Origin of the sequence: Rahnella sp. WP5 (assembly GCF_000745615.1) — a bacterium.
GTDB classification, from domain to species: domain Bacteria; phylum Pseudomonadota; class Gammaproteobacteria; order Enterobacterales; family Enterobacteriaceae; genus Rahnella; species Rahnella aceris.
Window position 1 is genome coordinate 300,092 of record NZ_KN050720.1, and the last position, 12,796, is coordinate 312,887.

13 protein-coding genes are annotated in these 12,796 nt (G+C 53.4%); 11 read left to right on the top strand and 2 right to left on the bottom strand.

Features of this window, described 5'->3' with window-relative positions:
* Positions 1 to 41: 41 nt before the first annotated feature.
* From ltaE to EX31_RS18615, 3 genes are all read left to right on the top strand, one after another.
* A complete protein-coding gene (gene ltaE / locus EX31_RS18605) occupies positions 42 to 1,055 on the top strand; it encodes a low-specificity L-threonine aldolase (RefSeq protein ID WP_037036076.1) in 1,014 nt (337 codons plus the stop codon).
* An 82-nt stretch (positions 1,056 to 1,137) separates the two neighbouring features.
* On the top strand, positions 1,138 to 2,592 hold the full coding sequence (locus tag EX31_RS18610) for a DUF2867 domain-containing protein (RefSeq protein WP_037036077.1): 1,455 nt from the start codon (positions 1,138 to 1,140) through the stop codon (positions 2,590 to 2,592).
* A 156-nt stretch (positions 2,593 to 2,748) separates the two neighbouring features.
* Complete coding sequence (locus EX31_RS18615) at positions 2,749 to 3,783, top strand: NAD-dependent epimerase/dehydratase family protein (protein WP_013574759.1); 1,035 nt, start codon at positions 2,749 to 2,751, stop codon at positions 3,781 to 3,783.
* A gap of 22 nt (positions 3,784 to 3,805) precedes the next feature.
* On the opposite strand, the gene EX31_RS18620 is transcribed toward EX31_RS18615, so the two are convergent.
* Positions 3,806 to 4,654, bottom strand: coding sequence for an N-acetylmuramoyl-L-alanine amidase (locus EX31_RS18620; RefSeq protein WP_081925224.1), 849 nt, complete (start codon positions 4,652 to 4,654; stop codon positions 3,806 to 3,808).
* Positions 4,651 to 4,977, bottom strand: a complete 327-nt coding sequence (locus EX31_RS18625) for a heavy metal-binding domain-containing protein (protein ID WP_013574757.1) — start codon at positions 4,975 to 4,977, stop codon at positions 4,651 to 4,653. Before EX31_RS18625 ends, EX31_RS18620 begins: the two co-directional genes overlap by 4 nt.
* A gap of 187 nt (positions 4,978 to 5,164) precedes the next feature.
* On the opposite strand from EX31_RS18625, the gene EX31_RS18630 reads away from it, so the two are divergent.
* The 8 genes from EX31_RS18630 (at position 5,165) to EX31_RS18665 (ending at position 12,738) form a co-directional block, all read left to right on the top strand.
* A complete protein-coding gene (locus tag EX31_RS18630) occupies positions 5,165 to 5,746 on the top strand; it encodes a lipoprotein (RefSeq protein ID WP_013574756.1) in 582 nt (193 codons plus the stop codon).
* Positions 5,747 to 5,956: 210 nt separating this feature from the next.
* A complete protein-coding gene (gene artP / locus EX31_RS18635) occupies positions 5,957 to 6,685 on the top strand; it encodes an arginine ABC transporter ATP-binding protein ArtP (RefSeq protein ID WP_015689572.1) in 729 nt (242 codons plus the stop codon).
* Positions 6,686 to 6,732: 47 nt separating this feature from the next.
* Positions 6,733 to 7,464, top strand: a complete 732-nt coding sequence (artJ, locus tag EX31_RS18640) for an arginine ABC transporter substrate-binding protein (protein WP_013574754.1) — start codon at positions 6,733 to 6,735, stop codon at positions 7,462 to 7,464.
* Positions 7,465 to 7,476: 12 nt separating this feature from the next.
* Positions 7,477 to 8,193: an arginine ABC transporter permease ArtQ gene (artQ, locus tag EX31_RS18645; protein WP_013574753.1), complete on the top strand. Its 717-nt coding sequence runs from the start codon at positions 7,477 to 7,479 to the stop codon at positions 8,191 to 8,193.
* Positions 8,193 to 8,861 (top strand): arginine ABC transporter permease ArtM, encoded by a 669-nt coding sequence (gene artM, locus EX31_RS18650; RefSeq protein ID WP_013574752.1) that lies wholly within the window; start codon positions 8,193 to 8,195, stop codon positions 8,859 to 8,861. Before artQ ends, artM begins: the two co-directional genes overlap by 1 nt.
* Positions 8,862 to 9,088: 227 nt before the next feature.
* Positions 9,089 to 9,823, top strand: a complete 735-nt coding sequence (locus EX31_RS18655; RefSeq protein ID WP_013574751.1) for an arginine ABC transporter substrate-binding protein — start codon at positions 9,089 to 9,091, stop codon at positions 9,821 to 9,823.
* Between the two features lie 174 nt (positions 9,824 to 9,997).
* Positions 9,998 to 10,882, top strand: a complete 885-nt coding sequence (gene cdd / locus EX31_RS18660; protein ID WP_037036582.1) for a cytidine deaminase — start codon at positions 9,998 to 10,000, stop codon at positions 10,880 to 10,882.
* A gap of 158 nt (positions 10,883 to 11,040) precedes the next feature.
* Positions 11,041 to 12,738 (top strand): NAD-dependent malic enzyme, encoded by a 1,698-nt coding sequence (locus EX31_RS18665; protein ID WP_013574749.1) that lies wholly within the window; start codon positions 11,041 to 11,043, stop codon positions 12,736 to 12,738.
* The last annotated feature ends 58 nt before the right edge of the window (positions 12,739 to 12,796 follow it).

Genomic DNA, 12,796 nt, shown 5'->3' on the forward strand with positions numbered 1-12,796 from the left:
ACCTGCCCCCTTAAGGGGCATTCACCCAGAAGGAAGCCACGTTGATCGATTTACGCAGTGATACCGTAACCCGCCCCAGTGAAGCTATGCGTCAGGCCATGGCCAGCGCTGAAGTCGGCGATGATGTCTACGGCGATGACCCAACGGTAAATGCTTTACAGGACATGGCGGCAAAGTTGTGTGGCAAAGACGCGGCGCTGTTTTTACCAACCGGTACGCAGGCCAATCTGGTGGCGTTGCTGACGCACTGCCAGCGTGGCGAAGAATATATTGTTGGCCAGAAAGCTCACAATTATATGTATGAAGCAGGTGGAGCCGCGGTGCTCGGCAGTATCCAGCCTCAGCCGCTGGATATGGATGCTGACGGTTCTATCCCGCTGGATAAGATCGCGGCAGCCATCAAGCCCGATGATATCCATTTTGCCCGGACCCGTCTGCTGAGCCTGGAAAACACCCACAGTGGCAAAGTGCTTCCGCTGGATTATCTGCAAAAGGCGTTCACCTTCACCCGTGAAAAAGGGCTGGCACTGCACATTGATGGCGCACGTATCATGAATGCGGCAGTGGCACTGAACGTGGAATTACGTGAGATCACTCAGTATTGCGACACGCTGACCATCTGCCTGTCGAAAGGTCTGGGCGCACCGATTGGTTCCCTTCTGGTCGGCAGCCAAGAGTACATCCAGCGTGCTAACCGCTGGCGCAAAATGACCGGTGGCGGTATGCGCCAGTCCGGTATTCTGGCCGCAGCAGCAATTTACGCGCTGGAAAATAACGTTTCACGTCTGCAAGATGACCACGACAATGCACAGTGGCTGGCACAGGAACTGCGCAAAATCGGCGTAGAAACCGCTGAACCCGGTGCCCAAACCAATGTGCTGTACATTAAACAAAGCGCGGAACTGGCAGCCAAAATGGGGCCGTGGATGCAGGAGCGCGGTGTGATCATCAGTGCGGGGCCGGTCACACGCGTGCTGACGCATATCAATATCAGTCGTGAAGATCTGCAAAAAGTCGTGGCGCTGTGGCAGGAATTCCTGCATCAGCACGCCTGACAATCCGGTTGACGGCGATAGCCTGCGCGGGTATCGCCGTACTTTCTGCTTTATCTCCCTTACACTGACCGAGCAAATGGAAATGCCAATCACGACACACACTGGCCGGATCGTCGTTCTCGGTGCCAGCGGGTATATCGGACAACATCTGACGGCGCATCTGAGCCAGCAAGGTTTCAAGGTCACGGCCGCCGCACGCCGTATCGAATGGCTGCAACAGCAAAAATGGCCAAACGTCCGCTGCTGCTTCGCGGATGTCTATCAGAGTAAAACGTTGGCTGCCGCCTTTGAAGGCGCTGACGTGCTGGTGTATCTGGTTCACGCCATGGCAGAAGATGATGATTTACTGGAAAAAGAACGGCAGGCGGCGCAGCACACTCTGCTGGCACTGAAAGATTCCTCCATTAAGCACATTGTTTATCTCGGCTCGATGCAGCCGGAAGACAACCATTCGCCGCATTTGCAGGCGAGAAAACTGACCGGCGATTTGCTGCGCATGAGCACCATCCCGGTGACAGAACTGCGCACCGGCATTGTGATTGGCGCGGGTTCCGCCGCGTTCGAAGTGATGCGTGACATGGTCTATAACCTGCCGGTGCTGACGCCGCCGCGCTGGGTTCGCTCAAAGTCATCGCCCATTGCACTGGAAAATCTGCTTAATTATTTACAGGGGCTGGTGACACTGCCTGCCACAGAAAATCAGATTCTGGAGGCGGCGGGGCCGGAATACATCAGCTATCAGACGCTGTTTAAACGCTTTATCGCGATGAGCGGTAAACGCCGCTGGCTGCTCCCCGTTCCCCTGCCAACATCTTTTGTTTCGGTATATTTTCTCAGCCTGATCACCTCCGTGCCGACGTCACTGGCAAAAGCGCTGATCCAGGGGCTGAACCACGATTTACCGGCCGACAGTGAGAAACTGCAAAAGCTGATCCCGCAGACACTGATCCCCATTGATGAGGCGATCCGCAGTACGCTGGAAAAAGAACAGCAACAGATCATGGATTCACCGGACTGGGGATACGATCCTGACGCCCGTGCGCGCTGGTGTCCAGGCTACGGTTATTATCCGAAACAGGCGGGTTTCACGTTGGAAACGTCGGCGTCAAAAGCCGCATTATGGAAAGTCATTCAGCAGCTTGGGGGCGCTGAAGGGTATTTCTATGCCAACGGTTTGTGGAAAACGCGGGCACGGATCGACGATTTACTCGGCGGCGGCGTGAAATACGGCCGTCCGGATCGTGATTTCCTGAAACCTGGCGATAAAATTGATGGCTGGAAAGTGATCGGGCTGAAACCTCAGCGCGAACTGGCGCTGTTATTCGGCATGAAAGCGCCGGGGCTCGGTCGTTTAACGTTCACGATTACCGACCACGGTGAAAGCCGCAGCCTGGATGTGCGTGCCTGGTGGCATCCTGCAGGGTTCAGCGGCCTGCTTTACTGGTTCAGTATGATGCCCGCTCATCAGTTTATTTTTCGTGGCATGGCAAAACGCATCGCCAGCCTTGCCCGGCAGAAAGACCGTTGCGGACGCTAAAGAGGGTCATTTAATCTGCTTTCAGACACAGCTTTCCCCCTTTCCCATTGCAACCCGCACAATTTCACGAAAGAATGGCACCCTTATTGCTCAGGGGTGCCAGAACCCCGACGCTGACAACAATTTTTCTCTATTTATGAAGGCATTGGCCTGTATATGAAGGTTTTGGTTACCGGTGCGAGCGGCGGTCTTGGAAGAAATGCCGTTGAGTTTCTGCGAAATAAAGGCATCAAAGTCAGGGCGACGGGACGGAATGCCGCCATGGGATCGCTTTTGCAGAAAATGGGCGCAGAATTTATTCACGCCGATCTCACCACGCTGGTGTCTGCTCAGGCCAAAGCCCTGCTGGCAGATATCGATACCGTCTGGCACTGCTCAGGGCTGATGTCGCCGTGGGGCAGTGAACAGGAATTCGAGCTGGCGAATGTGCGCGCCACACGGCGTCTGGGTGAATGGTCCGCGGCATATGGTGTGGAAAACTTCGTGCATATTTCGTCACCGGCGATCTACTTCGATTTTCACCATCACCGTGATATTCAGGAAGACTTTCGCCCGCACCGTTTCGCCAACTCCTTTGCACGCAGCAAAGCCGCCGGTGAACAGGTGATCCACACGCTGGCATTGTCGAATCCACAAACGCATTTCACCATTTTGCGACCGCAGGGCATTTTCGGCCCGCACGACAACGTCATGATGCCGCGTTTGCTGCAAATGCTGAAATATGGCGGAACACTGATGCTGCCACGCGGCGGAGAAGCGCTGGTGGACATGACCTACGTCGAGAATGCCGTGCATGCAATGTGGCTGGCGACGCAGTCGCAGGCAACAGAATCAGGTCGCGCGTTCAATATTACAAATCAGCAACCGCGTCCGCTGTGTACGTTGGTGAAACAACTGATGGAAAATCTGGATATCAAATATCGCATCCGTTCGGTACCGTATCCGCTGCTGGATATGATGGCGCGGGGCATGGAGCGCATCAGCAAAAGCTCGCAGAAAGAACCGGTGCTGACGCATTACAGCGTGGCAAAACTCAATTTCGATCTCACGCTCGACACACAGCGTGCGCAGAAAGAACTCGGTTATGTGCCGGTGATTTCACTCGATCAGGGGATTATCCGCACCGCCGACTGGTTGCGTGATCACGGTAAACTTCAGGGGCTGCACGGCATCGGCCCGAAACGCGACTGACCGTAAAAGTCAGTCGCTGGTTTCAGTCGTTCTTATCCGGAAACTGCTGTAACAGCGCCCGGACGATCGCTTCGGTTTCAGCATCCGCATGGCCGCGATAATCACGCTGGCGGAAATGCATCTGGAATGCCGCAATCACCCGACGCTGCTGACGCGGCGTCATATTATCTTCCACTGAATATCCGTACGCTTTCAGCAACACCAGCAACTGCGCCTGATCGACAGGCTGTTGCGGATTACGTCCCGCCAGATACTGATTCACCCGCGCCGCATCCGGCCACGCGCCAATCCCACGTTCGGCCATTTCCTGCCAGGGGAACAGCGGACCGGGGTCATCTTTGCGCTGCGGCGCGATATCGCTGTGCGCCACCACATTGCGCGGTTCTATCTGATAACGCGCGACAATCTCCTGGCTCAGATTAGCCAGTAAATCTATTTGCGCAGGCGGGAACGGATAGAATTTTTTGCCGAGCAAATAGTTGCTGTAGCCTTTGTTCTCCAGTTCGATGCCCACCGACGTATCGTTAAGATTGGTACGCCCGCGCCAGCTGCTGGCACCGGCATGCCAGGCGCGCATATTTTCAGGCACCAGTTGCCACGCCACCGGTTTACCCGCTTCAAGTGGCGGTTGCGCCGGGATCAGATAATGTGCGCTGACGTGCTCATCTGTAAGCGTATTTAATGCGTTGTTGAAATCTTCAGCGGTGTAATGGATCACCAGAAAACGGATCCGCTGATCTGCGCCCTGCGCCTGTCGCGCCGTTTCCAGCCGGAATGGCGCATCCGCGCCCTGCTGGCTGGCGTGCTGACAACCGGCCATCATGAGTAATGCGACGGTGAACAGACCCCGTTTCACACGCTGACAGATCATTTGCGATGCACAATCACTGCGGTGCCGGACACGCTGACCATCAGCATGCTGCTGTCTTTGCCCACGGTTTCATAATCGATATCAATACCGACAACCGCGTTCGCACCGCGCTCTTTCGCCTGTTCTTCCAGTTCACGGAAAGCAATTTCACGCGCCTTGCGCAGCTCTTTTTCATAAGCGCCGGAACGCCCACCAACGATATCGCGCACACCAGCAAAGAAATCACGAAAAATATTTGCCCCTAAAATCGCTTCGCCCGTCACTACGCCGCAATATTCAGCGATGGTGAAACCTTCGAGGGTCGGAGTGGTTGAAATTTGCATGCGTATTCCTTATCAGTTGTCGTCCAAATCCTGGCAATAATGTCATTAATAGCATAAACCCTGCGTGAGAGATCAAGGTATTACCTTTGACTGATTTCTCTTCGTCATGCATTAAGCCAAATCGGTTTTATACTGTATGGTAAAGAACGTCATGGTGAAAATGTTCAATCTTTCAGTAAGGAATACAATGAAAAAGAAAACCCTTGTCGCCGCCATCCCGCTGGTACTGATGTTAAGTGCCTGCACCACGGTAGAACCTGCATATAAGGACATTGGCAGCCGCACCGCACCCTGTGTCGATGGCGGCCCTGACAGCGTTGCTCAGCAATTCTATGATTTTCGCATTAAACAAGGCGGCAGCGGATTACCCAATTCCAGCCAACTGGCGGCATACCGACCTTATCTGAGCACCGCATTGTATGATGCGCTGCTGAAAGCGCAGTCACATCCGAAAGTCGATATCGCCGCCTCACCGAACGAGAAAACGGGTGCTGGTTCAGGCGATGGTGACATTTTCTCCAGCCTGTTTGATGGACCGACGTCTGCCTCCGTAGACAGCGCCTCCACCATACCGAACACCGACGCCCGCAACATTCCCCTGCGTGTCACCTTCACACATGAGAAAGACAAAGGCGCATCGACAAGCTGGAAAGATGAAGTGCTGATGGTGCGTGAAGGCCAATGCTGGACGGTTGATGATGTGCGTTATATGGCAAACCTCGATTTCGCTTCAAGTGGCACACTGCGCCAGGTTTTAGAACACCAGTAAGCCATTCCTTTCTCTAAAATAGCGGCTGCATAATGTGGGTCAGTGATGAATATCGTCATTGACCAACATCCCCGTCACAGCGGTTTAACAATATGATGTGCTACACTTTGGCATTCCTGCGGTAACACATAATTTTTAAGCCGCGATCGTTGCATAACTATGCTGCGGAAGTTACCATCTGCGGCATCAATGGCTATTCACTATTTGCGCATGAGTATTCAACTTAATAGCATCAACTGCTTCTACGGCGTGCATCAGGCGCTTTTTGACATTCAGCTCGACTGCCCTGCCGGTGAAACTCTGGTTTTACTCGGCCCAAGTGGTGCAGGCAAAAGCTCCCTGTTACGTGTTCTGAACCTGCTGGAAATGCCGCGTTCAGGCACTTTGCAGATCGCCGGTAATACCTTCGATTTCACCCGCAAACCGGATGAAAAAGCCGTTCGCGAATTGCGTCAGAACGTCGGCATGGTTTTCCAGCAATACAATCTGTGGCCGCACCGCACGGTGCTCGACAACTTACTGGAAGCGCCTATGCGAGTGCTGGGGCTGACCAAAGACGTTGCGCTCGCGCGTGCCCAGAAATTGCTGACCCGTCTGCGTCTGACCGATTACGCCGATCGTTTTCCGTTGCATCTTTCCGGTGGCCAGCAACAGCGTGTGGCGATTGCCCGTGCGCTGATGATGGAGCCTCAGGTTCTGCTGTTTGATGAACCTACCGCCGCGCTTGACCCGGAAATCACCGCCCAGATCGTCAGCATTATTCGCGAACTGGCCGGCACCGGCATTACTCAGGTTATCGTGACCCACGAAGTTGAAGTTGCGCGTAAGACCGCCAGCCGCGTGGTGTACATGGAAAATGGCCGCATTGTCGAGCAAGGCGATGCCTCCGTTTTCGCACAGCCGCAAACCAAAGAGTTTGCCAGCTACCTTTCCCACTAAACTGTATTTCTATCAATACATTGATTGATGTTTCTACGGAGTTTGCGATGAAAAAATTAGTAATTGCCGCGGTTCTGGCTACCGTCAGTTTGTCTGCCAGCGCTGCTGATACCATCCGTTTCGCGATGGAAGCGTCTTATCCTCCGTTTGAGTTTGTAGACTCCAGCAATCAGATCCAGGGCTTTGACGTCGATCTGGCGAACGCCATGTGTAAAGAGATGCAGGCAACCTGTACGTTCACCAATCAGGCGTTCGACAGCCTGATCCCGAGCCTGAAATTCCGCCGTTTTGACGCGGTGATTTCCGGTATGGACATCACGCCTGAACGTCAGAAACAAGTGGCTTTCACCAACCCGTACTACGATAACTCTGCTATTTTCATCGCCCATTCTGGTCAGTTCACTGACGTTGCTGCGCTGAAAGGCAAACGTGTCGGTATGCAAAACGGCACGACTCATCAGAAATACCTGATGGATAAGCACCCTGAAATCACCGCCGTACCTTACGACAGCTATCAGAATGCCGTACTGGACCTGAAAAACGGTCGTCTGGATGCCGTATTCGGTGACACCGCCGTGGTGAATGAATGGCTGAAACAGAACAAAAATCTGGCCGCTGTGGGTGACAAAATCACTGACCCGACTTACTTCGGTACCGGCCTGGGTGTTGCGGTTCGTCAGAACAATACCGAATTGCTGACTAAACTGAATGATGCTCTGGCAAAAGTGAAAGCAGACGGCACTTACAAGACGCTGTATTCAAAATGGTTCCAGCAATAAGTTTGCCTATCAATGACTGAATTCCAACCTTTAGCAAGCGCCGCCGGGATGACCGTCGGTCTTGCCGTTTGTGCGCTGATCCTCGGCCTGGTGCTGGCGATGATTTTCGCAGTCTGGGAATCCGCGCCGTGGAAGCCGCTTAGCTGGCTGGGCACCGCGTGGGTTACCGTGCTGCGCGGTCTGCCGGAAATCCTGGTGGTACTGTTCATCTATTTTGGTTCCTCACAACTGCTGATGGTGCTGGCCGATGGCTTCAGCATCAACCTCGGCCTGTTCGCCATCCCGATCAAGTTGCCGATTGAGAACTTCGAAGTCAGCCCGTTTGTGTGTGGTGTGATCGCCCTTTCCCTGCTGTATTCGGCTTATGCATCGCAGACATTGCGCGGCGCACTGAAAGCCGTGCCACAAGGACAATGGGAGTCCGGTCAGGTGTTGGGCATGAAAAAGTCGGCGATTTTCTTCCGCCTGATCATGCCGCAGATGTGGCGTCATGCGTTGCCGGGGCTGAGTAATCAGTGGCTCGTGCTGCTGAAAGATACCGCACTGGTATCACTTATCAGCGTGAACGACCTGATGCTGCAAACCAAAAGCATTGCGACCCGTACGCAGGAGCCATTTACCTGGTATGTGATTGCGGCGTGTATCTATCTGCTTGTTACCCTGTTCAGCCAGTTCGTGATTAAACGTATCGAACTGCGTACCACACGCTTTGAACGGAGTGCATCCTGATGTGGGAATATTTACCTGAAGTCCTGAAAGGATTGCACACCAGCCTGACGCTGACCGTGGCGGCACTGATTGTTGCACTGTTGCTGGCGATGATTTTCACCGTCATCCTGACGCTGAAAGTGCCGGTTGCCAGCCAGATCGTTAAAGGTTACATCACGCTGTTTACCGGCACACCGTTGCTGGTGCAAATCTTCCTGATTTACTACGGACCGGGCCAGTTTCCGTCGATCCGCGAAATTCCGTGGTTATGGGAAGTCCTGTCGCAGCCGTGGCTTTGCGCGATGTTTGCATTGGCGCTGAACAGTGCGGCCTATACCACACAGTTGTTTACCGGTGCGGTACGCGCTATTCCGTCCGGCCAGTGGCAGTCGTGCGAAGCACTTGGTATGTCGAAGCCGCAAACCTTGCGCATTCTGTTGCCGTACGCCTTTAAACGCGCGCTGTCATCGTATTCCAACGAAGTGGTGCTGGTGTTTAAAAGTACCTCGCTGGCTTACACCATCACGCTGATGGATGTGATGGGTCACAGCCAGCTGATGTACGGTCGTACGTATGACGTGATGGTATTCGGTGCGGCCGGTGTGGTTTATCTGTGCGTGAACGGGTTGCTGACCCTGATGATGCGCCTGATTGAGCGTCGTGCACTGGCATTTGAACGCCGTAACTGATAGCCAGAGAAGAATCTGAAGGGACGAGAAATCGTCCCTTTTTTTGTGCCGGAAAAAACATCCCCTTGTTTCAATTTATAATTTTTTAATCAAATTTATTGCATATAAATTCATTTAGTGGCACTTTGTTCTCAGGTTTCACTTCCTGCCAGTTACCCGATTAAATTAATAAAATCAGTAAACTGTACCATGAAGGGAATGTCATTTTTTGAACAGGAATGTATTGCATGAAAAAGCTGATCCTCGCCGCCCTCTTGTCTGCCACAGTTTTCACTGCCACCGCTGCGGATACCATTCGTTTCGGCACTTCCGCCACGTATCCGCCGTTTGAATCTATCGGCGCTGACAACCAGATTATTGGTTTTGATATCGATCTGGCGAACGCGCTGTGTAAGCAAATGCAGGAAACCTGTACCTTCACCAATCAGCCGTTTGATGGTCTGATCCCGGCACTGAAATTCCGTCGTTTCGATGTGATTATTTCCGGTATGGATATCACGGAAGAGCGCAGTAAACAGGTGACGTTCACCCAGCCTTACTACGCTAACACGGCAATGATTATCGGGCCGAAAGGCAAGTTTGCTTCTATTGCGGACCTGAAAGGTAAGCGTGTTGGCCTGGAAAATGGCACCACGCACCAGAAATACCTGATGGAAAAGCATCCTGAAATCACTACCGTCGGTTACGACAGCTATCAGAATGCGATTCTGGATCTGAAAAGTGGTCGTCTGGACGGGCTGTTAGGCGACACCGCCGTGCTGAACGGCTGGCTGAAATCCAACCCGAATCTGGGTGAAGTCGGCGAGCTGATTAAAGATCCGCAATACTTTGGTACCGGCGTCGGCATGGCGGTGCGTCCTGATAATAAGGAACTGCTGGCGAAGCTGAACACAGCGCTGGAAGGGATCAAAGCTAACGGCGAATTTAAAAAGATTAATGACAAGTGGTTCCCGGCTCACTGATTCCCCGTCATCCTTTTTTAACAGCCGTCTGAAAAGGCGGCTGTTCTGCGTAACATCTCCCAAATATGCAACGAAGCAGAACTTATTACATCAAAAAAGTGACATCCGTCACACCACGTTCATGGAATGACTTTTACACTGTTCAACCGTAATCACTGTCGAGATCGAATGTTTATGCACGCACGTTTTCACACCGCCTTTGCGGCACTCCCTGAAAATTTATCCTCCGCGCTTGAGCCGTTTTTGCGTCATGATGACTTCCCGGCAATGCTCACTGCGGCTGATGTTGCGCAGATAAAACAGGCGACCGGACTGGACGATGACGCGCTGGCATTTGCCCTGCTGCCTCTGGCCGCAGCCTGTTCTGTTACGCCTATCTCTCATTTCAATGTCGGTGCGGTTGCACGCGGAATTTCAGGCAATTTGTATTTCGGTGCCAACATGGAATTCGCCGGTGCGCCGATGCAACAAACGGTTCACGCTGAGCAATCCGCAGTCACGCACGCCTGGCTGCGTGGTGAAACCCGTCTGGCCTCCATCACCGTGAATTACACGCCTTGCGGGCATTGTCGTCAGTTTATGAATGAGCTGACCAGCGGCACGGCGCTGGATATCCATCTGCCCGATCGTGATGTAGCAACACTTGGCGATTATCTGCCGCACTCCTTCGGCCCGAAGGATCTGGACATCACCACCCTGCTGATGGACAAAGTGAATCACGGTTACACACTGGAAAGCACCGACTCCCTGGCACTCATGGCACTGGATGCCTGCAATCAAAGTCATGCGCCTTACAGTAAGTCGCACAGTGGTGTGGCGCTGGAAACCCATAACGGCAAACAGTTCGGTGGCCGTTACGCCGAAAACGCCGCATTCAATCCGAGCCTGCCTCCGTTGCAGGCCGCGTTAATCCTGCTGAATATGTCAGGTGAAGATTGCCTGAAAGTGCGCCGTGCAGTACTGGTCGAACAAAAAGATGCGTTGATCACGCAAAACGATGCCACGCGTGCCACGTTAAAAGCACTGGGCTGCGAAGATATCACCACGCTGACCTGCTGATAGTGTGAGCCGGTTAACACTAAAGACTCTGTTTCCGGAGTCTTTAGTTACATAACATTGTCATTACATTTGTCATTTGAAATCCTTATTTCCTCTCTGTTACCCTCACCGCTCCGAAATATAAAAAACAACATTCTGAAAACCGGAAGAGTAAAACGATGGAACTTGAATACGAAAGTAAACGCCCCCTGTACATTCCCCACGCTGGCCCGATCCTGTTAGAGTTTCCGTTACTGAATAAAGGCAGCGCTTTTACTGAAGAAGAGCGCAGCAACTTTAACCTTCACGGTTTACTGCCGGAAGCGGTGGAAACCATCGAAGAACAGGCTGACCGTGCCTACCGCCAGTTTCAGAATTTCAAAACCGACATCGATAAACACATCTATTTGAGAAACATTCAGGACACCAATGAGACGCTGTTCTACCGTCTGCTGGACAACCATCTCAGCGAAATGATGCCGGTGATTTATACCCCGACCGTCGGCGAGGCCTGCGAACACTTTTCCGATATCTACCGCCGCGCCCGTGGCCTGTTCATCTCTTATCCGAACCGCGCCCACATCGATGACATGCTGCAAAACGCCACCAAACAACACGTAAAAGTGGTGGTGGTGACTGACGGCGAACGCATTCTCGGCCTGGGAGACCAGGGCATCGGCGGCATGGGCATTCCGATCGGTAAGCTTTCCCTGTATACCGCCTGTGGCGGCATCAGCCCGGCGTATACCTTGCCGGTGGTTCTGGACGCCGGTACCAACAATCCGCAGTTACTCAACGACCCGCTGTACATGGGCTGGCGTCATCCGCGCATTACGGGTGAAGAATATGAAGCGTTTGTTGATCAGTTCATTCAGGCCGTAAAAATCCGCTGGCCAAACGTGCTGCTGCAGTTTGAAGATTTCGCGCAGAAGAATGCCATGCCGATCCTTGAACGCTACCGTGATGAACTGTGCTGCTTTAACGACGATATTCAGGGCACAGCGTCCGTGGCGCTGGGTAGCCTGATTGCCGCCAGTAAAGCCGCCGGGGGCAAACTGAGCGATCAGACAGTCGCCTTCCTCGGTGCGGGTTCTGCCGGTTGTGGTATCGCCGAACAAATCGTTGCGCAGATGAAATCTGAAGGTCTGAGTGAAGAAGAAGCCCGCGCCAAAGTCTTTATGGTCGACCGCTTTGGTTTGCTCACCGATAAACTGCCTAACCTGCTGGATTTCCAGAGCAAACTGGTGCAGAAAAGCAGCGCACTGGCCAGCTGGGGCATGGAAAGCGACAGCGTTTCCCTGCTGGATGTGGTGCGTAACGCCAGGCCAACCGTGCTGATCGGCGTTTCCGGCCAGCCGGGGCTGTTCACCGAAGAAATCATCCGCGAAATGCACAAGCACTGTGCACGTCCGGTGGTGATGCCCCTGAGCAATCCTACGTCCCGCGTTGAAGCCACACCTGCCGATATCCTGAACTGGACCGACGGCGCCGCGCTGGTCGCCACCGGCAGCCCGTTTGCACCGGTGAGCCACAAAGGCAAGCTCTACCCTATCGCACAGTGCAACAACTCCTTCATCTTCCCGGGGATCGGGCTGGGTGTGATTGCCTCGGGCGCCACCCGCGTTACCGACGGGATGCTGATGGCCGCCAGCAGAACGCTGGCAGAGTGTTCGCCGCTGGCCACAGAAGGCACAGGCTCGCTGCTGCCGGACGTTGACGATATTCAGGGCGTGTCTAAATGCATCGCGATGGCCGTCGGTAAGGCCGCGCAGTTGCAGGGCGTGGCGATGGTAACGTCAGAAGATTCTCTGTCGAAAGCCATTGAGCACAACTTCTGGGCACCGCAGTACCGAAGTTATAAGCGCACGTCTTTCTGATCCGACGGTAGTAAAAGAAGTCCGGCTATGATCCAGACCAATGCCTTATGCATTGGTC

Excerpts from the sequence above, each read along its gene's own strand:
- artQ (WP_013574753.1), top strand. The coding sequence starts at position 7,477 with ATGACTGAATTCCAACCTTTAGCAAGCGCCGCCGGGATGACCGTCGGT.
- artM (WP_013574752.1), top strand. The coding sequence starts at position 8,193 with ATGTGGGAATATTTACCTGAAGTCCTGAAAGGATTGCACACCAGCCTG.
- cdd (WP_037036582.1), top strand. The coding sequence starts at position 9,998 with ATGCACGCACGTTTTCACACCGCCTTTGCGGCACTCCCTGAAAATTTA.
- EX31_RS18655 (WP_013574751.1), top strand. The coding sequence starts at position 9,089 with ATGAAAAAGCTGATCCTCGCCGCCCTCTTGTCTGCCACAGTTTTCACT.
- EX31_RS18620 (WP_081925224.1), bottom strand. The coding sequence starts at position 4,654 with ATGATCTGTCAGCGTGTGAAACGGGGTCTGTTCACCGTCGCATTACTC.
- EX31_RS18625 (WP_013574757.1), bottom strand. The coding sequence starts at position 4,977 with ATGCAAATTTCAACCACTCCGACCCTCGAAGGTTTCACCATCGCTGAA.
- EX31_RS18610 (WP_037036077.1), top strand. The coding sequence starts at position 1,138 with ATGCCAATCACGACACACACTGGCCGGATCGTCGTTCTCGGTGCCAGC.
- EX31_RS18630 (WP_013574756.1), top strand. The coding sequence starts at position 5,165 with ATGAAAAAGAAAACCCTTGTCGCCGCCATCCCGCTGGTACTGATGTTA.
- EX31_RS18665 (WP_013574749.1), top strand. The coding sequence starts at position 11,041 with ATGGAACTTGAATACGAAAGTAAACGCCCCCTGTACATTCCCCACGCT.
- artP (WP_015689572.1), top strand. The coding sequence starts at position 5,957 with ATGAGTATTCAACTTAATAGCATCAACTGCTTCTACGGCGTGCATCAG.
- artJ (WP_013574754.1), top strand. The coding sequence starts at position 6,733 with ATGAAAAAATTAGTAATTGCCGCGGTTCTGGCTACCGTCAGTTTGTCT.
- EX31_RS18615 (WP_013574759.1), top strand. The coding sequence starts at position 2,749 with ATGAAGGTTTTGGTTACCGGTGCGAGCGGCGGTCTTGGAAGAAATGCC.